Source organism: Pseudorhodoferax aquiterrae, assembly GCF_014652235.1.
GTDB lineage: Bacteria > Pseudomonadota > Gammaproteobacteria > Burkholderiales > Burkholderiaceae_C > Pseudorhodoferax > Pseudorhodoferax aquiterrae.
This window is the reverse complement of the sequence record NZ_BMYK01000011.1, coordinates 48,219-68,144: the sequence shown is the minus strand read 5'-3', so window position 1 is coordinate 68,144 and position 19,926 is coordinate 48,219. Positions and strand designations below refer to the sequence as shown.

At 68.3% G+C, this 19,926-nt stretch carries 19 protein-coding genes; 1 reads left to right on the top strand and 18 read right to left on the bottom strand.

The window, feature by feature from the left end; translation table 11 throughout:
- Nucleotides 1-42: 42 nt before the first annotated feature.
- Nucleotides 43-714, bottom strand: a complete 672-nt coding sequence (locus IE209_RS17805; RefSeq protein WP_189688284.1) for an RlmE family RNA methyltransferase — start codon at nt 712-714, stop codon at nt 43-45.
- 20 nt (nt 715-734) lie between these two features.
- Between IE209_RS17805 and IE209_RS17800 the strand changes: the two genes are divergently transcribed.
- Nucleotides 735-1,217 carry a YhbY family RNA-binding protein gene (locus tag IE209_RS17800; protein WP_189688283.1) on the top strand — a complete coding sequence of 161 codons (483 nt, stop codon included), beginning with the start codon at nt 735-737 and terminating at the stop codon, nt 1,215-1,217.
- On the opposite strand, the gene IE209_RS17795 is transcribed toward IE209_RS17800, so the two are convergent.
- The 17 genes from IE209_RS17795 to IE209_RS17715 all read right to left on the bottom strand — a co-directional run bounded on the left by IE209_RS17795 (nt 1,218) and on the right by IE209_RS17715 (nt 19,917).
- Entirely contained in the window at nt 1,218-2,345 is a 1,128-nt protein-coding gene (locus IE209_RS17795) for an aminotransferase class V-fold PLP-dependent enzyme (RefSeq protein WP_189688282.1), read from the bottom strand.
- 2 nt (nt 2,346-2,347) lie between these two features.
- Nucleotides 2,348-2,776 (bottom strand): DUF4149 domain-containing protein, encoded by a 429-nt coding sequence (locus IE209_RS17790; RefSeq protein WP_189688281.1) that lies wholly within the window; start codon nt 2,774-2,776, stop codon nt 2,348-2,350.
- A 12-nt stretch (nt 2,777-2,788) separates the two neighbouring features.
- Entirely contained in the window at nt 2,789-3,268 is a 480-nt protein-coding gene (gene greA / locus IE209_RS17785) for a transcription elongation factor GreA (protein WP_189688280.1), read from the bottom strand.
- A 64-nt stretch (nt 3,269-3,332) separates the two neighbouring features.
- Nucleotides 3,333-4,202, bottom strand: a complete 870-nt coding sequence (gene kdoO / locus IE209_RS17780; RefSeq protein ID WP_189688279.1) for a Kdo hydroxylase KdoO — start codon at nt 4,200-4,202, stop codon at nt 3,333-3,335.
- Nucleotides 4,203-4,220: 18 nt separating this feature from the next.
- Complete coding sequence (gene carB / locus IE209_RS17775; protein ID WP_189688278.1) at nt 4,221-7,475, bottom strand: carbamoyl-phosphate synthase large subunit; 3,255 nt, start codon at nt 7,473-7,475, stop codon at nt 4,221-4,223.
- A complete protein-coding gene (gene carA / locus IE209_RS17770) occupies nt 7,468-8,652 on the bottom strand; it encodes a glutamine-hydrolyzing carbamoyl-phosphate synthase small subunit (RefSeq protein WP_189688277.1) in 1,185 nt (394 codons plus the stop codon). Before carA ends, carB begins: the two co-directional genes overlap by 8 nt.
- A 223-nt stretch (nt 8,653-8,875) precedes the next feature.
- Entirely contained in the window at nt 8,876-9,640 is a 765-nt protein-coding gene (locus IE209_RS17765) for a TrmH family RNA methyltransferase (RefSeq protein WP_189688276.1), read from the bottom strand.
- Nucleotides 9,637-10,278: a ribonuclease HII gene (gene rnhB, locus IE209_RS17760; RefSeq protein ID WP_189688275.1), complete on the bottom strand. Its 642-nt coding sequence runs from the start codon at nt 10,276-10,278 to the stop codon at nt 9,637-9,639. The genes IE209_RS17765 and rnhB overlap by 4 nt, the downstream gene beginning before the upstream one ends.
- The gene (lpxB, locus tag IE209_RS17755; protein WP_189688363.1) at nt 10,250-11,380 is read right to left on the bottom strand and encodes a lipid-A-disaccharide synthase; all 1,131 of its coding nucleotides are present in this window, start codon (nt 11,378-11,380) and stop codon (nt 10,250-10,252) included. Before lpxB ends, rnhB begins: the two co-directional genes overlap by 29 nt.
- 33 nt (nt 11,381-11,413) lie before the next feature.
- The gene (gene lpxA / locus IE209_RS17750; protein WP_189688274.1) at nt 11,414-12,202 is read right to left on the bottom strand and encodes an acyl-ACP--UDP-N-acetylglucosamine O-acyltransferase; all 789 of its coding nucleotides are present in this window, start codon (nt 12,200-12,202) and stop codon (nt 11,414-11,416) included.
- 16 nt (nt 12,203-12,218) lie between these two features.
- Nucleotides 12,219-12,659 (bottom strand): 3-hydroxyacyl-ACP dehydratase FabZ, encoded by a 441-nt coding sequence (fabZ, locus tag IE209_RS17745; RefSeq protein ID WP_189688273.1) that lies wholly within the window; start codon nt 12,657-12,659, stop codon nt 12,219-12,221.
- On the bottom strand, nt 12,656-13,654 hold the full coding sequence (gene lpxD / locus IE209_RS17740; RefSeq protein ID WP_189688272.1) for a UDP-3-O-(3-hydroxymyristoyl)glucosamine N-acyltransferase: 999 nt from the start codon (nt 13,652-13,654) through the stop codon (nt 12,656-12,658). The genes fabZ and lpxD overlap by 4 nt, the downstream gene beginning before the upstream one ends.
- Nucleotides 13,655-13,674: 20 nt before the next feature.
- A complete protein-coding gene (locus IE209_RS17735; protein WP_189688271.1) occupies nt 13,675-14,196 on the bottom strand; it encodes an OmpH/Skp family outer membrane protein in 522 nt (173 codons plus the stop codon).
- Nucleotides 14,196-16,481, bottom strand: a complete 2,286-nt coding sequence (gene bamA / locus IE209_RS17730) for an outer membrane protein assembly factor BamA (protein WP_229882920.1) — start codon at nt 16,479-16,481, stop codon at nt 14,196-14,198. The genes IE209_RS17735 and bamA overlap by 1 nt, the downstream gene beginning before the upstream one ends.
- A gap of 70 nt (nt 16,482-16,551) precedes the next feature.
- Complete coding sequence (gene rseP, locus IE209_RS17725) at nt 16,552-17,907, bottom strand: RIP metalloprotease RseP (RefSeq protein WP_189688269.1); 1,356 nt, start codon at nt 17,905-17,907, stop codon at nt 16,552-16,554.
- Nucleotides 17,908-17,917: 10 nt separating this feature from the next.
- The gene (gene ispC, locus IE209_RS17720) at nt 17,918-19,090 is read right to left on the bottom strand and encodes a 1-deoxy-D-xylulose-5-phosphate reductoisomerase (protein WP_189688268.1); all 1,173 of its coding nucleotides are present in this window, start codon (nt 19,088-19,090) and stop codon (nt 17,918-17,920) included.
- Nucleotides 19,087-19,917: a phosphatidate cytidylyltransferase gene (locus IE209_RS17715; RefSeq protein WP_189688267.1), complete on the bottom strand. Its 831-nt coding sequence runs from the start codon at nt 19,915-19,917 to the stop codon at nt 19,087-19,089. Before IE209_RS17715 ends, ispC begins: the two co-directional genes overlap by 4 nt.
- Between the last annotated feature and the right edge of the window lie 9 nt (nt 19,918-19,926).

Below are 19,926 nucleotides of genomic sequence, written 5' to 3'. Positions count from 1 at the left end.
TTAACCCGTGTCAGCCATGGCTATCGCAAGGATTTAGGCGGCCTATTGGGCCGCAGAAACCGCCTTGAGCCCGATGCCGACCAGGAAGGTCTCGGACGACTTGTCGCGCGAGGCCTTGGGCTTGAGCGCCTTGACGACCCGGAACTCGCTCTTGAACAACTTGACCAGTTGGTCGTAGCCGCTGCCGTGGAACACCTTGGTGACCAGCGCGCCCTCGGGCTTGAGATGGCTTTTGGCGAAATCCACCGCCAGTTCGACCAGATGGGCGATGCGGGCGGCGTCGGCCGACTCGATGCCCGACAGGTTGGGCGCCATGTCGGACACCACGGCGTCGGCCTTGCGCCCGCCCATCGCGGCCTGCAGCTGCTCCAGCACCTCGGCCTCGCGGAAATCGCCCTGCAGGAACTGCACGCCCTCGATGGGCTCCATGGGCAGGATGTCCAGCGCGATGATGGCGCCGTTGAGCTCACCCACGGCCGCGCCCTGGGGCGACAGGCGCCGCCGCACGTACTGGCTCCAGGCCCCGGGCGTGGAGCCCAGGTCCACCACCAGGTGGCCGGGCTGCAGCAGCTTGAGGCTTTCGTCGATCTCCTTGAGCTTGTAGGCCGCGCGGGCGCGGTAGCCCTCCTTGCCGGCGAGCTTGACGTAAGGATCGTTGACATGGTCGTTCAACCACGCCTTGTTGACCTTTTTCGATTTGGTCTTGACTTTCATGCAACCGGGATAATACGGGGATGCCCCAAATTCAACTCACCCCCGCGCAACGCAAGGTCCACCGCGCCGAGGCCCACCATCTGGACCCCGTGGTCATGGTCGGCGGCGACGGCCTGACCCCCGCGGTGGTGCGCGAGACCGATCTCGCGCTCAACGCGCACGGCCTGATCAAGGTGCGCGTGCTGTCCGACGACCGTGCCGGGCGCGAAGCCATCTACCAGCAACTGGCCGACCAGCTCAACGCCGCGCCGATCCAGCACATCGGCAAGCTGCTGGTGCTCTGGCGGCCCAAGCCCGAAGTCGAGCGCGAGCGTGCCGAGGACGAGGACCGCATGCCCGGCCCGCGCGACGTCAAGGTGCTCAAGTTCAGCAAGCGCGGCGGGCAGCGGCCCGAGGTCAAGACCCTGCGCGTGCTGGGCAACCAGCGCCTGACGGCCGGCGGCAAGGTCAAGCGGGCCAAGCCCAAGCCGCCGACCAGCGTCAAGAAGCGCAGCCAGACCTGATCAGAGAACTTTGTCCAGCGCCGTCGCCAGGTGGCCGACGGTGCGGTCCACGTTCTGCCACTTCTCCAGGCCGAACAGGCCGATCCGGAAGGTGCGGAAGTCCGGGCCCTCGTCGCACTGCAGCGGCACGCCGGAGGCGGTCTGCAGGCCGGCGGCCAGGAACTTCTTGCCGCTCTGGATTTCCGGGTCGGTCGTGTAGCTCACCACCACGCCCGGCGCCTTGAAGCCTTCGGCCGCCACGCTGGGCAGGCCGCGCGATTCCAGCAGCGCCCGCACCTTGCTGCCGAGTTCGATCTGCGCGGTGCGCACCTTGTCGAAGCCGATCTCACGCGTCTCCAGCATCACGTCGCGCAGGCGCACCAGCGCGTCGGTCGGCATGGTCGTGTGGTAGGCGTGCTGGCCTTTCTCGTAACCCTCGGCGATCTGCATCCACTTCTTGAGGTCGCAGGAGAAGCTGCTGCTGGTCGTGGCCTCGATGGCTTCTCGCGCCCGTGCGCTCAGCATCACCATGGCGCAGCATGGCGAGCTGCTCCAGCCCTTTTGCGGCGCGGAGATCAGCACGTCGACGCCGGTCGCCTGCATGTCCACCCACATCGCGCCGGACGCCACGCAGTCCAGCACGAACAGCGCGCCGACCTCGTGCGCGGCAGCGCCGATGGTGCGCAGGTAACCGTCGGGCAGCAGGATGCCGCTGGCGGTTTCCACGTGCGGCGCGAAGACGACCTTGGGTTTCTCGGCACGGATCGTGGCCGCCACCTCTTCGGCCGGTGCCGGTTGCCAGGGCGCCTGCGGGCCTTCGCCCACGCGGCGCGCCTTGCAGACCACGGCGCCGCCACCCAGGCCGCCCGCGTCGAAGATCTGGCTCCAGCGGTAGCTGAACCAGCCGTTGCGCACGATCAGGACCTTCTCGCGGTTGGCGAACTGGCGGGCCACGGCCTCCATGCCGAAGGTGCCGCTGCCGGGCACCAGCACGGCGGTGTGCGCGTGGTAGACCTGCTTGAGCGTGGACAGGATGTCCTGCATGACGCCCGTGAAGCGCTTGGACATGTGGTTCAGCGCGCGGTCGGTGTAGACCACCGAGAATTCCAGCAGGCCGTCCGGGTCGACATCGGGCAAGAGTCCGGGCATGGTCAGTCTCCTTGTTGGGATGGGGGCGCAGGGCGCGCCAGTTGCCACAGCGTGATGCTCGCACAGAGCCATTGCACCAGCAGCATGCCGCTGCCCAGGTTGTGCCAGAGCTTGAGATTCTCGCGCGCCACGATGCGTGGCGCGACCGCGAACTCGACCAGCAGGGCCAGCAGCAGCCCGCCCAGCACCCAGGGCAGCACGGGCCGGGCCCAGTGGGCCATGCGGTCGGCATCGCGTGGGCGCGAAGCCATCAGCAGCAGCAGGCAGCAGGCCAGCGTGGCCCAGGTCTGGGCGCTGAACAGGCGTGCCGCAGCGCCACCGGCCAGCGCGGGGCTGGGCAGGTGCACGAACAGCAGCGGCACGGTCCAGAACAGCGCCGTCAGGCTGCCCCACCACAGGGCCGCCGCCAGCAGCGGCACGCGCGCACGCATCGCTCGGCGCCGTCAGATGTAGCGGACGCCGACGATCTCGTAGTGCTTGATGCCGCCGGGCGTCTGCACTTCGGCGCTGTCGCCCTCGCTCTTGCCGATCAGCGCGCGCGCGATGGGGCTGGAGATGTTGATGCGGCCCAGCTTGAGGTCGGCCTCGTCCTCGCCGACGATCTGGTAGGTCACGGCCTGGCCGCTGTCTTCGTCTTCGAGGTCCACGGTGGCACCGAACACCACCTTGCCGCCGGCATTGAGCTCGGCCGGGTCGATGACCTGGGCGACGGACAGCTTGCCCTCGATCTCCTGGATGCGGCCTTCGATGAAGCCCTGGCGGTCCTTGGCGGCGTCGTAGTCGGCGTTCTCGGACAGGTCGCCCTGGGCGCGCGCCTCGGCGATCGCGTTGATGATGAAGGGGCGGTCCACGGTCTTCAGGCGGTGCAGCTCGTTCTTGAGCGCTTCGGCACCACGCTTGGTCACGGGAAAGGTTGAGGACATTGTTCGGGTCTCCAAAAAACAAACCGCCGAGCGTTGCCGTTCGGCGGTGTGGGGTGAGCGGGAATCAGACGAGTGTTCGTCCGGTCAACCGGCTCAGAATCGCCAGCGGACTTGCGGCGGGATTGTATTGGCTCGCCACCGGCAGGTGCAGCGTCTGCTCGGCCATGAACTGGCCCGACATCACGGCGTGCGAGGTCTGGTCGGAGAAGCACACCCATACCGAGCCCGGCGGGAACGGCACGGTCTGCTGCGGCGCGTTCTGCTGGTAGTCGAGATCGGACTTCATGGCGTCGTGCAGCTGCAGCATCAGGTGGTCGTACTCGCTGCGCAGCGATTTGGTCACGCGCAGCGCGCGCAGCGCCTTGGCCTGCCAGCGCACATAGGGCTTGAGCCGCGGCAGAAAGCGTGCGGCCACGGCCTCGAACGGCTCGCCCACCCGCCAGACCCGCGGCGTGCCACGCGGGTTCAAGTTGGTGAAGACGCGCAGGATGCGCTCGCCGTAATTGGGCCGCGAGGGAAAGGCATCGACGTGCAGGCGCTTGTCGTCGGCCCGCCAGGATTGCGTGCGGGTCTCGACCTGGGCCGGCCGAAAGCTCGTGGGCGCCATGCGCAAGGTCGGGCCATAGGCCGGCAGCAGCCCGTCCACGAGCTGGCGGGCCTGGCTGCGAAAGCGCGCCACCATGGCGGCCGTCGCCTGCTGCGTGGCGGCATCGCCGGCCGCACCCTTGAGCCGGCCCGCGGCGTCCAGGCTGATGTTGCGCGAGCCTTCGGCCAGCAGTGCAGGATCGAGCAGGCGCTCCTCGCCGGCCAGCAGCTCGAAGCGCAGACGCGGGAAGTACAGCACCTTGCCCGCCTCCAGCGCGGCGATCCAGTCGTCGTTGGAGCGGGCCCCGGCCCAGTCGGCCAGGTCCAGCTCCACCAGTTGCGACGTCATCGGCCGGCCCTCACCCGGTCAGGCCAGCTGCGCGTGCATCTCCTGCACCGAGATGACGTCCAGCTGGTCCAGGTAGCGCATGCCCTCGACCGCGGCCTCGGCGCCGGCGATGGTCGTGAACGTGGTCACGCGCGCCAGCAGCGAGGAGGTGCGGATCGCACGGCTGTCGGTGATCGCGTTGCGGCGCTCTTCCACCGTGTTGACCACGAGCACGATCTCGTTGTTCTTGATCATGTCGACCACGTGCGGCCGGCCTTCGGTGACCTTGTTGACGGTCTTGACCGCGATGCCGGCGGCCGCGATGGCGGCGGCCGTGCCCTTGGTCGCGACCACGCTGAAGCCCAGCGCCACCAGCGCACGCGCCACTTCCACGGCACGCGGCTTGTCGCTGTTCTTGACCGTCAGGAAGGCCGTGCCTGCCCTCGGCAGCTTGGTGCCGGCGCCGAGCTGGCTCTTCACGAAGGCCTCGCCGAAGGTCTTGCCCACGCCCATGACCTCGCCCGTGGACTTCATCTCCGGGCCCAGGATGGTGTCCACGCCCGGGAACTTCACGAACGGAAACACGGCTTCCTTGACGCTGAAGTAAGGCGGCGTGACTTCGGCGCCGATGCCCTGGGCATCGAGCGACTGGCCCGCCATGCAGCGCGCCGCGACCTTGGCCAGCTGGATGCCGGTGGCCTTGGACACGAAGGGCACGGTGCGGCTGGCACGCGGATTGACTTCCAGCACGTAGATCACGTCCTGCGTCGTCCCATCCTTCTCGATCTGCTGGATGGCGAACTGCACGTTCATGAGGCCCACCACGTTCAGGCCTTCGGCCATCGCCGCGGTCTGGCGCTTGAGCTCGTCCACCGTGGCCTTGCTGAGGTAGTACGGCGGCAGCGAGCAGGCGGAGTCGCCGCTGTGCACGCCGGCCTGCTCGATGTGCTCCATCACGCCGCCGATGAACACGCGGCCCGTGGCATCACGCACGGCGTCCACGTCGCACTCGATGGCGTCGTTCAGGAAGCGGTCCAGCAGCACCGGCGAGTCGTTGCTGACCTTGACGGCCTCGCGCATGTAGCGCTCCAGGTCGCGCTGCTCGTGCACGATCTCCATCGCGCGGCCGCCCAGCACGTAGCTCGGGCGCACCACGAGCGGGTAGCCCAGGGCCTGCGCCTTCTCCAGCGCCTCGGGCTCGGCCCGGGCCGTGGCGTTCGGCGGCTGGCGCAGTCCCAGGTCGTGCAGCAGCTTCTGGAAGCGCTCACGGTCCTCGGCCGCATCGATCATGTCGGGCGTGGTGCCGATGATGGGCACGCCGGCCGCTTCCAGGCCCAGCGCGAGCTTGAGCGGGGTCTGGCCGCCGTACTGCACGATCACGCCCACCGGCTTTTCCTTCTCGACCACCTCGAGCACGTCTTCCAGCGTCAGCGGCTCGAAGTACAGGCGGTCCGAGGTGTCGTAGTCGGTCGAGACGGTCTCGGGGTTGCAGTTGACCATGATGGTCTCGTAGCCGTCCTCGCGCATGGCCAGCGCCGCATGCACGCAGCAGTAGTCGAACTCGATGCCCTGGCCGATGCGGTTCGGGCCGCCGCCCAGCACCATGATCTTCTTCTTGTCGGTGGGCTCGGCCTCGCACTCGTCCTCGTAGGTCGAGTACATGTAGGCGGTGTCGGTGGCGAACTCGGCCGCGCAGGTGTCCACGCGCTTGTAGACGGGGCGCACGTTCTGCGCATGGCGCGCGGCGCGCACGGCTTTCTCGTCGGTCTTGAGCAGCTTGGCCAGGCGGCGGTCGGAGAAGCCCTTCTTCTTGAGAAGGCGCAGCTCGTCGGCCGTCAGTTGGGACAACGCAGCCGCGCCGTGTTCCTCGGTGTGCTTGTCCAGGTCGAGTTCGATCTTGATGATCTCCTCGATCTGCACGAGGAACCACTTGTCGATCTTGGTCAGCGCATGCACTTCGTCCAGCGTCCAGCCGGAAGCGAAGGCATCGCCCACGTACCAGATGCGCTCGGGGCCGGGCTCGCCGAGCTCTTCTTCGAGCACCTCGCGGTCCTGCGTCTTCTGGTTCATGCCATCGACGCCGACTTCCAGGCCACGCAATGCCTTCTGGAAGCTCTCCTGGAAGGTGCGGCCCATGGCCATGACCTCGCCCACGCTCTTCATCTGCGTGGTCAGGTGGCTGTCGGCCGTCGGGAACTTCTCGAACGCGAAACGCGGGATCTTGGTCACCACGTAATCGATGCTGGGCTCGAAGCTCGCGGGCGTGGCGCCGCCCGTGATTTCGTTGCGCAGCTCGTCCAGCGTGTAGCCGATGGCCAGCTTGGCCGCGACCTTGGCGATCGGAAAACCCGTGGCCTTGGAGGCCAGCGCCGAGGACCGCGACACGCGCGGGTTCATCTCGATCACGATCATGCGGCCATCGGCCGGGTTGACCGAGAACTGCACGTTGGAGCCGCCCGTGTCCACGCCGATCTCGCGCAGCACCGCCAGACTGGCGTTGCGCATGATCTGGTATTCCTTGTCGGTCAGCGTCTGCGCCGGCGCCACGGTGATGGAGTCGCCCGTGTGCACACCCATCGGGTCCAGGTTCTCGATCGAGCAGACGATGATGCAGTTGTCGGCCTTGTCGCGCACGACCTCCATCTCGTACTCTTTCCAGCCGAGCAGCGATTCCTCGATCAGCAGCTCGTTGGTCGGCGAGGCTTCCAGGCCGCGCTTGCAGATGGTCTCGAACTCCTCGGCGTTGTAGGCGATGCCGCCGCCCGTGCCGCCCAGCGTGAAGCTGGGGCGGATCACGGTCGGGAAGCCCACGTTCTTCTGCACCGCCCAGGCCTCGTCCATGGAGTGGGCGATGCCCGAGCGCGCCGAGCCCAGGCCGATCTTGGTCATCGCGTCCTTGAACTTCAGGCGGTCCTCGGCCTTGTCGATGGCCTCGGGCGTGGCGCCGATCAGCTCGACCTTGTACTTGTCCAGCACGCCGTTGCGCCACAGGTCCAGCGCGCAGTTCAAAGCGGTCTGGCCGCCCATCGTGGGCAGGATGGCGTCGGGACGCTCCTTCGCGATGATCTTCTCGACCGTCTGCCAGGTGATGGGCTCGATGTAGGTGACGTCGGCCGTGGCCGGGTCGGTCATGATCGTCGCGGGATTGCTGTTGATCAGGATGACCTTGTAGCCCTCCTCGCGCAACGCCTTGCAGGCCTGCACGCCGGAGTAGTCGAATTCGCAGGCCTGGCCAATGACGATGGGGCCGGCGCCGATGATGAGGATGCTCTTGAGGTCTGTGCGCTTAGGCATTCTTCGCCTCCGCCTTGAATTTTTCCATCGACGCGGTGAAGCGGTCGAACAGGTAGCCGATGTCGTGCGGACCGGGCGAGGCTTCCGGGTGGCCCTGGAAGCAGAACGCCGGCTTGTCGGTGCGGGCCAGGCCCTGCAGCGTGCCGTCGAACAGGCTCACGTGCGTGGCACGCAGGTTGGCCGGCAGCGTCTTCTCGTCGACCGCGAAACCGTGGTTCTGGCTCGTGATGGACACGCGGCCGTTGTCCAGGTCCTTGACCGGGTGGTTCGCGCCGTGGTGGCCGAACTTCATCTTGAAGGTCTTGGCGCCCGAGGCCAGGGCCAGGATCTGGTGGCCCAGGCAGATGCCGAAGGTCGGGATGCCGGTCTCGATCAGCTGGCGCGTGGCCTCGATCGCGTAGTCGCAGGGTTCCGGGTCGCCCGGGCCGTTGGACAGGAAGATGCCATCGGGCTTGAGCTTGAGCACGTCGGACGCCGGGGTCTGCGCCGGCACCACCGTGATGCGCGCGCCGCGCTGGGCCAGCATGCGCAAAATGTTCTTCTTGACGCCGTAGTCGAAGGCCACGACGTGGAACTTGGGCGTGATCTGCACGCCGTAGCCCGCGCCCAGCTTCCACTCGGTCTCGGTCCACTCGTAGGTCTCGCGCACCGAGACGACCTTGGCCAGGTCCAGGCCCGACATGGCCGGCGCGGCCTTGGCCTGGGCGACGGCCGCATCGATGTCCTTCTGCGTGACCGTGCTGCCGGCGGCCAGCGCCACGATGGCGCCGTTCTGCGCGCCCTTGGTGCGCAGGTGGCGCGTGAGCTTGCGCGTGTCGATGTTGGCGATCGCCACCGTCTTGCCGGCCACCAGGTACTGGCCCAGGCTGGCGTTGCTGCGGAAGTTCGATGCCAGCAGCGGCAGGTCCTTGATGATCAGGCCGGCGGCGTGGATCTTGTCGGCCTCGATGTCCTCGGCGTTGGTGCCGTAGTTGCCGATGTGCGGATAGGTGAGCGTGACGATCTGCTGGCAGTAGCTCGGATCGGTCAGGATTTCCTGGTAGCCGGTGAGCGAGGTGTTGAACACGACCTCGCCGACGGTTGCGCCGGGGGCGCCGATCGAGTTGCCGAGAAAGACCGTGCCGTCAGCTAGCGCCAGGATCGCGGGCGGGAAGGATCCCTGGAGGGATGAAAGCACTGGGTTCTCCGGATGGTGACGGTCGCCCGGCGCCCTCGACAAGCACTTGGAGTGCTTCCCTGGACTGCTGCTTTAAGGGGATGTGGCGGTGGATGCGGCCGGCGACGCGATTGCGAAAAAGCCCACGATTGTAGCGCGGGGCGCCGCCTCGCCCGGCGGAGCAGACCCTGAACCGGAGTGCAAACCTGGGATTTACCCTAGGTTTGCACGCAGCCGTCGCATTTCAGAGCCGCGGCGCGCTCGCGTGCAGGCAGATGGCGGCGGCGGCCGCCACGTTCAGCGACTCCTCGCCGCCCGGCTGGGCGATGCGGATGTGCAGCTGGGCCCGTGCCTGCAGTGCCGGCGACACGCCCTGCCCTTCATGGCCCATCAGCCATGCGCAAGGATAGGGCGGCGCCGCCACGTGCAGCCATTCGCCCTGGTGCGAACTGGTGGCCACCAGCGGCACCTGCAGCGCGGCGACGGCGTCGTCGTCTGCCGCCTCGATCAGGCGCAGGCCGAAATGGGCACCCATGCCGGCGCGCAGCACCTTGGGCGACCACAGCGCGGCGGTGCCGGCCAGCGCCAGCACCTGGCCGAAACCGAAGGCGCCGGCGCTGCGCAGGATGGAGCCGACGTTGCCGGCGTCCTGCAGCCGGTCCAGCACCACGGTGGCGGCCAGCGGGTCGAGTGCCGGCGCGGGCGGCAGGGCCAGCACGCAGGCGAAGCCGGCCGGCGAGCCCAGCGCGCTGAGCTGGTTCCAAAGCGCATCGGCCAGCAGCAGGCGCGGCACGTTCGCGTCCAGGCCCAATGAGGCAGCCATGGCCTCGCCCTGCTCGGACATGACCAGCTGCGCAGGCTGCCAGCCCCGGGCCAGCGCGGCACGGCACAGGTGCTCGCCCTCGATCCAGATGCGGCCCTGGCGCCGGTAGGCGCCGTTCTCCTGGGCGAGCCGGCGCAGTTCCTTGAACTGCGGGTTCTCGCGCGAGCGGATTTCCAGCACGCTCATGGCCCGACCACCATCGCGGTGCGCGCACCGGCCTCGCGCACGGGCGCGAAGGACTGGCGGTGCCAGGCGCAGGCGCCGTGCAGGCGCAGCGCCTCCAGGTGTGCCGCCGTGCCGTAGCCCTTGTGGGCGTCGAAGCCGTACTGCGGGAACTGCGCGTGGATCTCGTGGCACCAGCGGTCACGGTGCACCTTGGCCAGGATGGAAGCGGCCGAGATGGCGGGCACCAGCGCATCGCCCTTGACCACGGCCTCGGCCAGCATCTCGAGCACCGGCAACTGGTTGCCATCCACGAGCACGCGCACGGGCTTGAGCCGCAGCCCTTGCACCGCACGCTGCATGGCCAACAGCGTGGCCTTGAGGATGTTGAGCCGGTCGATCTCCTCGACCGAGGCCTCGCCGATCGCACAGCACAGCGCCTTGGCGCGGATCTCGTCGTACAGGCGCTCGCGGCGCGGCGCCGTCAGGGTCTTGGAATCGGCCAGGCCCTCGATGGGCTGGCGCTCGTCCAGGATCACGGCCGCGGCCACCACGGGGCCCGCCAGCGGGCCGCGCCCCGCCTCGTCCACGCCCGCCATCAGTCCCGGTGCGGCCCAGCCCAGCACCTGCTGCTCAGCCCGCAAGAAGTTTTTCGATCGCATCGCTCGCCAACCGTGCCGTATCGCGCCGCAGTTCCAGATGCAGCGCCGTGAAGCGTTGTTCCAAGGCCGCGATTGTCTCCGGTGCCGCCTCCCGCGCGTGCAGCCAGCGTTCCAATGCCGCGGCCAGTGCCTCGGGTGTGGCGGCATCCTGGATCAGCTCGGGCACCACGGTGTCGCGACACAGGATGTTGGGCAGGCCGATCCAGGGCATGAGGTTGCGCCCGCGCATGAGCCAGTACGACAGCCGGTTCATGTGGTAGGCGATGACCATGGGCCGCTTGTACAAGGCCGTCTCCAGCGTGGCCGTGCCGCTGGCCACGAGTGCCACGTCGCAGGCCGCCAGCACGGTGTGCGACTGGCCGCGCACGACCTGCAGGCGCGCGCCCAGGCCGGCGGCATCGGCCAGGCGGCAGATTGCAGTCTCCTGCGACGGCACGGCCGGCACCACGAACTGCAGGGCCGGTCGGCTGCGCAGCAGCGTGCGCGCCGCGGCGAAGAAGCGCGCGCCCATCTGCTGGATCTCAGAACCCCGGCTGCCCGGCAGCACGGCGACCACGCAGGCGTCCGACGCCAAGCCGAGTTGCTGGCGCGCGGCCTGGCGGTCCGGCGCCAGCGGAATCACGCTGGCCAGCGGGTGGCCGACATAGGTGGCCGGCACGCCATGTGCGGCCAGCAGGTCCGGCTCGAACGGGAAGATGCACAGCACATGGTCGGCGCTGCGCTTGAGCGTCTCGACCTTCTTCGCGCGCCAGGCCCAGAACGAGGGGCTCACGAAGTGGACCGTCGGGATGCCGGCGGCGCGCAGCCGTGCCTCCAGGCCGAAGTTGAAATCGGGGGCGTCGATGCCGATGAAGATGTCGGGCCGCTCGCGCAACAGCCGGTCACCCAGTTCGCGCCGGATCGCAAGCAGCCGGCGCAGGTGCGGCAGCACCTCCAGGTAACCGCGCACGGCCAGGGCCTCGCTGGGCCACCAGGCGTCGAAACCACGGGCCTGCATCTGGTGGCCGCCGATGCCCATGGATTGCAGGGCCGGCAAGCGCGCCCGCAGCCCGTCCAGCAACAGCCCGGCGAGCAGATCACCCGAGGCCTCACCGGCCACCATCGCGCAACGCCGCGCCGCAGCCCCGGCCATGGCTCAGCGCGCGATGCCGGCGGTCGAGCTGCGCAGAAAGCCCAGCATGGCCGCCACCTCGCCGGCGGCCTCCGGGTGCGTGGCGGTCAGCGCCTCGATGCCGGCGATGGCCTCGTCCAGCGTCTTGCCCTGGCGGTAGAGCAGCTTGTGCATCTCGCGCACGGCGGTCTGCCGCTCAGCCGAGAAATCGCGCCGGCGCAGGCCGACGAGGTTCACGCCGCGTACCTGCAGGGGATTGCCATCGACGACCAGGAACGGCGGCACGTCCTTGTTCACGTGGCTCGCGAAGCCGATCATGGCGTGGTCGCCGATGCGCATGCGCTGCAGGATGCCGGTCAGGCCGCCCACGGTGACGTGGTCGCCCAGCTGCACATGGCCGGCCAGCGTAGCGTTGTTGGCCATGGTCGCGTGGTTGCCGATCTGGCAGTCGTGTGCGATGTGCACGTAGGCCATGATCCAGTTGTCGCTGCCGATGCGCGTGACGCCGGCGTCCTGCACGGTGCCCAGGTTGAAGGTGCAGAACTCGCGGACCACGTTGCGGTCGCCGATCACGAGTTCGGTCGGCTCGCCCGCATACTTCTTGTCCTGCGGCACGGCGCCCAGCGAGGCGAACTGGAAGATCCTGTTGTCGCGCCCGATGGTGGTGTGGCCCTCGATCACGCAGTGCGGGCCGACCTCGGTGCCGGCGCCGATGCGCACATGCGGGCCGATCAGGCTGAACGCACCCACGCGCACCGAGTCGTCGAGCTCGGCCGCCGGATCGACGATGGCACTGGGGTGGACATGGGCCATGTGGCAGCTTCCCCGCTCAGGCCACCTTGCGCATGGTGCACATCAGCTCGGCCTCGCAGGCGATGTTCTCGCCCACGCTGGCCGTGCCCTTGAACTTGTAGATGCCGGCCTTCTGGCGCAGCAGTTCCACGTCCAGCACCAGCTGGTCGCCGGGCTCCACCGGCCGCTTGAAGCGGGCCGCGTCGATGCCGGCGAAGTAGTAGACCGTGTTGTCGTCCAGGTCCTGGCCGCTGCTCGCGAAGGACAGCAGCGCCGCGGCCTGGGCCATGGCTTCCAGCATCAACACACCCGGCATCACCGGGCGGTTCGGGAAATGGCCGACGAAATAGGGCTCGTTGATCGAGACGTTCTTGAGCGCCTTGATGCGCACGTCCTTCTCGATGGCCAGCACGCGGTCCACGAGCAGGATGGGGTAGCGGTGCGGCAGCTTCTTGAGGATCTGGTGGATGTCCATCATGTCTTGGTCTCTTCTTTTCCATCGCGGGCGATCTGGCGCTCCAGCGCGCGCAGCCGTTCGCGCAGTGCCGGCAATTGGCGCAGCGTGGCGGCGGACTTCTCCCATTTCCCGAATTCGTCCAGCGGGTAGACCCCGCCATAGGCACCGGACTTGCGGATGCTGCCCGTGACCGAGGCGCCACCGCCGATGTGCACGTGGTCGGCGATGGTGGCGTGGCCGGTGATCTTGGCCGCACCGCCGATGGTGCAGTGCTCGCCGACCGTGGTGCTGCCCGCAATTGCGGCGCTGCCGGCGATGGCCGAGTGCCTGCCGATGCGCACGTTGTGCGCGATCTGGATCAGGTTGTCGAGCTTGACGCCATCCGCGATCACGGTGTCGCCCATGGCGCCACGGTCGATGCAGGTGTTGGCGCCGATGTCCACGTCATCGCCGATGCGCACCGCGCCCAACTGCTCGATCTTCTCCCAGCGGCCTGCATTCGGCGCGAAGCCGAAGCCGTCGGCACCGATCACGGCACCGGGCTGGAGCGTGCAGCGCGCGCCGATGCTGCAGCGCTCGCCCACCGTCACGCGCGAGGTCAGCACGGTCTCCGCGCCGATGCGCGCACCGCGCTCGACCACGCAGAGCGGGCCGATCCAGGCCGTCGGATCGACCTCGGCCTCGGGATCGACGAAGGCACTGGGATGCACCCCCGCCGGGCGGGCGGGCATCTGCGTACGCTTCCAGAGCTGCGTCAGCCGGGCGTAGTAGAGATAGGGATCGTCGGTCACGATGCAGGCGCCGCGCGCCTGGGCCTGATCGCGCAAGGCCGGGCCGACGATCACGCAGGCGGCCTGGCTGGGCGCCAGTTGCGCCACCAGCTTGGCATTGCTCAGGAAGGTGATCTGCCCCCGAGCGGCCGAGGCCAAAGGCGCCAGCCCTTCGATGGCCACGGAGCGCTCGCCGTGCAGCTCTCCACCCAGCGCATCGACGATTGCGCCAAGGTCCAAAGCCACGTCAGGTCCGCACGTCCCGCTCACTTGACGGGATTGGCCGCGTTCAAAGCCTTGATGACTTTGTCGGTGATGTCGTGCTTGGGGTTGATGTACGCGGCCTCCTGCAGGACGGCGTCGTACTTCTCGGTTTCGGCGACCTGCTTGATGATGCGGTTGGCCTTGTCGATGACCTGCTGCAGCTCTTCGTTCTTGCGCAGGTTCAGGTCTTCCTGGAACTCGCGGCGCTTGCGCTGGAAGTCGCGGTCCTGCTCGGTCAGCTGGCGTTGGCGCGCCGCGCGCTGGCTTTCCGCCAGGGTGGGTGCCTCGCGCTCGAACTTCTCCGAGGCAGCCTTGAGCACGTTGCCGGCTTCCATCAGATCCTTCTCGCGCTTGGAGAACTCGGCCTCGAGCTTGCTCTGCCCGACCTTGGCCGGATTGGCTTCACGCAGCAGGCGGTCGATGTTGACGAACCCGATCCGGAAGTCTTCAGCCTGCGCTTGGGCTGCCAGTGCAGCCAGCCCCAGCACCAGGGAGGCTGCGAATGGGCGCATGAAAGTCTTCATCAAAACGACGTACCTATCTGGAATTGCAGTTTTTGGATTCTATCGCCCGCGAATTTGCGCACTGGATTGGCGATGGCCAAGCGCAGCGGACCGACAGGGGAAATCCAGCTCACACCCACGCCGACGGAGGCGCGCATGTCGCTGAGCTCGAACTTGTCGTCCTCGCCGTAGACGTTGCCGACGTCGACGAAGCCGTACATGCGCAGCGTCCGGTCGTTGCCGGCGCCCGGGAACGGCGTCAGGATCTCCGCGTTCAGCGTGACCTTCTTGGTGCCGCCGATCACGGAGCCCGTCACGTCGCGCGGGCCCAGCGTGCCCTGCTCGAAGCCGCGCACCGACCCGAGGCCACCGGAGTAGAAGTTCTTGAACACCGGAAACGGCCGGCCCGACAAGCCCTTGCCGTAGCCCAGCTCGCCGTTGAAGGCCAGCGTGTACTGCTTGTTCAAGGGGATGAACTGCTGGTACTGGTAGCTGCTGCGCACGTAGCGCGTGTCGCCGAACAGGCCGATCTCGGCGTTGACCTTGTTCAAGGTGCCATTGGTGGGCACCAGCGTGCTGTCGCGGCTGTCGCGCTGCCAGCCGACCGACAGCGGGAACGAGTAACTGGTGTAGCCGAACTTGTCGGCATAGGCCAGGTAGGCGGCCGGGATGTTGGTGCCGGGTTTGATGGTCGTGCGTTCCAGCGTGCCACCGAAGTAGACCGTGTCGACCTCGCTGAACGGCACGCCGAAGCGCACGCCCGCACCCGTGGTCTCCAGCTGGTAGTTGCCGCCCTGGTCGTTGTAAGGCCGCGAGTTGCGGTGGAACAGGTCCAGCGACAGCGACACGCCGTCGGTCGTGAAGTACGGGTCCACCGTGTTCAGCACGATGGCGCGGTTGTACTTGCTGGTGTTGATGTCCAGGCCCAGGTAGTTGCCCGATCCGAACGCGTTCTCCTGCTTGATGCCGAAGGACAGCGCGAGCTTCTCGGCACTGGAGAAGCCGGCGCCCATGGTCAGGCTGCCGGTGGGCTTTTCGGCCACGGTGACCTGCAGGTCGACCTGGTCGGGCACGCCCGGCACCTCCAGGGTCTCCATGTTGACTTCGGTGAAGTAGCCCAGGCGGTCGACGCGGTCGCGCGACAGGCGGATCTTGTTGCCGTCGTACCAGGACGATTCGAACTGGCGGAACTCGCGGCGGATGACTTCGTCGCGCGTGCGCGTGTTGCCCACCACGTTGACGCGGCGCACGTAGGCGCGGCGCGAGGGCTCGGCCGTCAGCAACAGGGCCACGCTGTTGTTGCTGCGGTCGATGTCGGGCCGCGCCTCCACGTTCGCGAACGCGAAGCCGTAGTTGCCGAAGTTGTCGCGGAAGGCCTTGGTGGTCTCGGCCACGCGGTCGGCGTTGTAGGCCTCGCCGGGGCGGATCGTGATCAGCGACTTGAACTCGTCGTCACGGCCCAGGTAGTTGCCCTCCAGCTTGACGCTGGACACCACGTAGCGCTCGCCCTCGGTGATGTTCAGCACGATGGCGATGTCTTCCTTGTCGGGCGAGATCGCCACCTGGGTCGACTCGACCTGGAACTCCAGGTAGCCGCGCGAGAGGTAGTACGAGCGCAGCGTCTCGATGTCGGCGTTGAGCTTGGCCCGCGAGTAGCGGTCGGATTTGGTGTACCAGCTCAGCCAGCCGCCCGTGTCGAGTTCGAACAGGTCACGCAGCGTGCCTTCGCTGAAGGCCTTGTTGCCGACGATGCGGATTTCCTTGATCTTGGCCGGATCGCCCTCGGTCACCGTGAAGGTCAGGTTCACGCGGTTGCGCTCGACCGGCGTGACCGTGGTGACGACCTGGGCACCGTACAGGCTGCGGTTGATGTACTGGCGCTTGAGTTCCTGCTCGGCGCGGTCGGCCAGCGCCTTGTCGAAGGGGCGGCCTTCGGTCAGGCCGATGTCGCGCAGCGCCTTCTTCAACGCGTCCTGCTCGAACTCCTTGGTGCCGGCGAAGGTGACGTCGGCGACCGTGGGGCGCTCTTCGACCACCACCACGAGCACGTCGCCGCTGACCTCGATGCGCACATCGGTGAACAGGCCCAGGCCGAACAAGGCACGGATCGCCGAGGCCCCCATCTCGTCGGAATAGGTGTCGCCCACCCGCAATGGCAGGGATGCGAACACGGTGCCGGGCTCCACGCGTTGCAGGCCTTCGATGCGGATGTCACGCACCTTGAACGGGTCGACCGCCCAGGCCTGGTGGGCCACCAACAACAGCCCCAGGGCCGTGGTCAGCGCGCGCGTGCGAAAGCGAAGCATGGAATGTTTCATGGATTAGAAAGAGGGCCGACGGCGTTGGCCGGGCTGGTGGGCCGAGCCCGATGCCGGGTCAGCCGAAGATTCGTGTCACGTCGTTGAACAAGGCGATGGACATCATCACGAGCAGCAAGGCGACCCCGGTGCGCTGCATGCGTTCCATCCATGCATCCGACACGCCTTTGCCGGTCACGGCCTCCCAAAGATAATACATCAGGTGCCCCCCATCCAAGACCGGGAGCGGCAGCAGGTTCAGCACCCCCAGGCTCACGCTGATGAGGGCCAGGAACACCAGGTATTGCGTCAATCCCAGGCTGGCGGACTTGCCCGCATAGTCGGCGATCGTGAGCGGTCCGCTGAGGTTCTTGAGCGAGGCTTCGCCGATGACCATGCGGCCCATCATGCGCAGCGTGAGGGCCGACACCTCCCAGGTCCGCACCACCCCGTTCCACAGCCCATCGATCGGGCCGTGGCGCACCGTGACCATGGCCGGCGCCGCGCCGACCATGGCGCCGATGCGGCCGATCCAGGCCTGGCCCTCGCGCAGGGGCTGCGGCGTGACCTCGATCTCCTGGCGCTGGCCGGCGCGCTCGATGCGCCAGCGCTGCGTGAGTGGCTCCTCGCCGCGCACTGAGGCGCGGATGGTCTCGCGCAGTTGCGGCCCGTCGACGATGGGCGTGCTGCCGATGGCCAGCACCACGTCGCCGGGTTGCAGGCCGGCCTTGGCGGCTGCGCCATCGGCAACAACGTCGCCGATGACGGGCTGGGTCCAGGGCGAGACGATGCCGATGCGCCGGAACAGCTGCGCATCGGCCTCGCGCACGCCCATCTGCGCCAGCGGCAGCACGAGCTCGCGCGTCGCGCCCTGCGCGTCGAGTTCGAGTCGCACGTCGTGCCCGTCGAGCGCACCGCGCGTCAGCAGCCAGCGCAGTTCCTCGAACGAGCGCAGCGGCTGCAGCGTGTCGCCGTCCCAGGCGCCGCGCAGCACGTGCTCGCCGCCGCGCACACCGGCCTGCTCGGCCATCGACGCCGGCACCGGGCTGGCCAGCACGGCCTGGGGTTCCTGCACGCCGCTCCAGTTGACCAGCGCGTAGAGCAGCACGGCCAGCAGCAGGTTGGCGGCCGGGCCGGCAGCGACGATGGCCGCGCGCTTGCCCAGGGTCTGGGTGTTGAAGGCGCGGTGGCGCTCGGCGGGATCGACCGGGCCTTCACGCTCGTCCAGCATCTTGACGTAGCCGCCCAGCGGGAAGGCGCCGATCACGAACTCCGTGGGCGAGCCCTTGGGCTGCCAGCGCCACAGCACCTTGCCGAAGCCGATGGAAAAGCGCTCGACCTTGACGCCGCAGGCGACCGCCACACGGTAGTGGCCGTACTCGTGGACCGCGATCAAGAGGCCCAACGCAACGATGAAGGCCACGACGGTCAGCATGGGGATCCTTTCAAAGCCGGGCGATGTGCCCGTGCGCGTGCTCGCGCGCCAGCGCATCGAGCGCCAACAGGTCTGCCAGCGACCCCGGCTTGGAGGGCGCCAGCCCCTCCAAAGTTGCATGGTTGAGGTGGTGGATCTGGTCGAAGCGGATGCGACGGTCCAGGAAGGCCGCGACCGCCACCTCGTTGGCGGCGTTCAGCACCGCGCAGGTGCCCGACGGTGCGCGCAGGGCCTCCCAGGCCAGGGCCAGACAGGGGAAGCGCGCGAGGTCGGGCAGCTCGAAGGTCATGGCCGCCATGCGGGAGAAGTCCAGCCGCGGCGTGCCGCTCTCGATGCGCTCGGGCCAGGACAGGCCGTAGGCGATGGGCACGCGCATGTCGGGCGTGCCCAGCTGGGCCATGACGGACGCATCGTGGAACTGCACCATCGAGTGGATGATCTGCTGCGGGTGGATCACGACCTCGATCTGCTCGGGCGTCACGCCGAACAGGTACTTGGCCTCGATGACCTCCAGCCCCTTGTTCATCATGGTGGCCGAGTCGACCGAGATCTTGCGACCCATGGCGAAGTTCGGATGCGCACAGGCCTGCTCGGGCGTCACCTCGCGCAGCGTGGCCGGGTCGCGCGTGCGGAACGGCCCGCCCGAGGAGGTCAGCATGATCTTCTCGATGCGTTGGCTCCAGGTGGCGGGATCCTCGGGCAGCGACTGGAACACGGCCGAATGCTCGCTGTCGATCGGCAGCAGCAGCGCGCCGCCGGCCTGCACGGCGTCCAGGAACACCTGGCCACCGACGACCAGCGCCTCCTTGTTGGCCAGCAGCAGGCGCTTGCCGGCGCGCGCCGCCGCCAGGCAGGGCGCCAGGCCGGCCGCGCCGACGATCGCGGCCATCACGGCATGCACCTCGGGATGCGCGGCGACCTCGGCAATCGCCTCGGCGCCCGCCATGACCTCGACCGGCAAGCCCTCGGCGTGGATGCGCTCGCGCAGCCGGCGCGCCGCATCGGCATCGGCCATGACGGCGAAACGCGGCCGGAACTGCGCGCATTGCTGCAGCATGGTCTCGACCTGGGTCGCCGCCGTCAGCGCCAGCACCTCGAAACGCTCCGGATGCCGGGCGACCACGTCCAGCGTGTTGGCGCCCACGGAACCCGTGGAGCCCAGAATGCTCAGCCGCTGCTTCATGCCACCACGCAGTACAACATCATCGCCAGCGGAAGCGTCGGCAGCAGCGCGTCGACGCGGTCCAGCACACCGCCGTGGCCGGGCAGCAGAGCGCTGCTGTCCTTGACGCCAGCGCTGCGCTTGATCAGCGACTCGACCAGGTCGCCCACCACGCTCATGGCGCACAGGAACAGCACGGCCAGCGGCATCAGCCAGGGCATGCCGGTCCAGAGCCGACTGAACAGGTTGTTGCCCGACGGGCCGTCGACAAGCACCCAGCCCGCCGACAACAGCAGCACGCCGACGGCACCGCCATAGACGCCCTCCCAGCTCTTGCCCGGGCTGATCGCGGGCGCCAGCTTGCGGCGTCCAAAGCTGCGGCCCGCGGCGTAGGCGCCGATGTCGGCCATCCAGACCAGCGTCAGCACGGAGAGCAGGAAACCGATGCCGATGACGCGTGCCTGCACCACGGCCAGCCAGGCCAGGCACAGCGCCAGCAGGCCGCCGACGACGCGCAAGGGGCGTGGAATCGGCGCCCAGCCCGGCACGCCACCGCGGATCAGCAGCACGGCCGCGAGCACCCAGGCACCGCCGGCAAGGGTCCAAAGCGTGAGCGACGGCCGCACCAGCCAGCCCGCCTGCCACATCGCGGCGCACAGGGCGGCGGCGACCAGCGCCAACGCGCAGGCACCGACCTGCCCCATCTGGTTGAGGCGGCCCCATTCCCAGGCTGCGGCGGCGATCATCACGAGCGCGACGATGCCGAAGGGCGTGGGATCGGCGTAGAACAGGGCCGGCAGCAGAACGGCCAGCAGAACCAGGGCGGTGATGATGCGCGTGCGCAGCATGGCGCAGGC

Bases quoted from the DNA above. Each gene is read 5' to 3' on its own strand.
- fabZ (WP_189688273.1), bottom strand. From the start codon at position 12,659: ATGATGGACATCCACCAGATCCTCAAGAAGCTGCCGCACCGCTACCCC.
- greA (WP_189688280.1), bottom strand. From the start codon at position 3,268: ATGTCCTCAACCTTTCCCGTGACCAAGCGTGGTGCCGAAGCGCTCAAG.
- bamA (WP_229882920.1), bottom strand. From the start codon at position 16,481: ATGCTTCGCTTTCGCACGCGCGCGCTGACCACGGCCCTGGGGCTGTTG.
- IE209_RS17805 (WP_189688284.1), bottom strand. From the start codon at position 714: ATGAAAGTCAAGACCAAATCGAAAAAGGTCAACAAGGCGTGGTTGAAC.
- IE209_RS17765 (WP_189688276.1), bottom strand. From the start codon at position 9,640: ATGAGCGTGCTGGAAATCCGCTCGCGCGAGAACCCGCAGTTCAAGGAA.
- IE209_RS17800 (WP_189688283.1), top strand. From the start codon at position 735: ATGCCCCAAATTCAACTCACCCCCGCGCAACGCAAGGTCCACCGCGCC.
- carB (WP_189688278.1), bottom strand. From the start codon at position 7,475: ATGCCTAAGCGCACAGACCTCAAGAGCATCCTCATCATCGGCGCCGGC.
- kdoO (WP_189688279.1), bottom strand. From the start codon at position 4,202: ATGACGTCGCAACTGGTGGAGCTGGACCTGGCCGACTGGGCCGGGGCC.
- IE209_RS17735 (WP_189688271.1), bottom strand. From the start codon at position 14,196: ATGAAGACTTTCATGCGCCCATTCGCAGCCTCCCTGGTGCTGGGGCTG.
- IE209_RS17715 (WP_189688267.1), bottom strand. From the start codon at position 19,917: ATGCTGCGCACGCGCATCATCACCGCCCTGGTTCTGCTGGCCGTTCTG.
- lpxB (WP_189688363.1), bottom strand. From the start codon at position 11,380: ATGGTGGCCGGTGAGGCCTCGGGTGATCTGCTCGCCGGGCTGTTGCTG.
- IE209_RS17795 (WP_189688282.1), bottom strand. From the start codon at position 2,345: ATGCCCGGACTCTTGCCCGATGTCGACCCGGACGGCCTGCTGGAATTC.
- rseP (WP_189688269.1), bottom strand. From the start codon at position 17,907: ATGCTGACCGTCGTGGCCTTCATCGTTGCGTTGGGCCTCTTGATCGCG.
- IE209_RS17790 (WP_189688281.1), bottom strand. From the start codon at position 2,776: ATGCGTGCGCGCGTGCCGCTGCTGGCGGCGGCCCTGTGGTGGGGCAGC.
- lpxA (WP_189688274.1), bottom strand. From the start codon at position 12,202: ATGGCCCATGTCCACCCCAGTGCCATCGTCGATCCGGCGGCCGAGCTC.
- ispC (WP_189688268.1), bottom strand. From the start codon at position 19,090: ATGAAGCAGCGGCTGAGCATTCTGGGCTCCACGGGTTCCGTGGGCGCC.
- rnhB (WP_189688275.1), bottom strand. From the start codon at position 10,278: ATGCGATCGAAAAACTTCTTGCGGGCTGAGCAGCAGGTGCTGGGCTGG.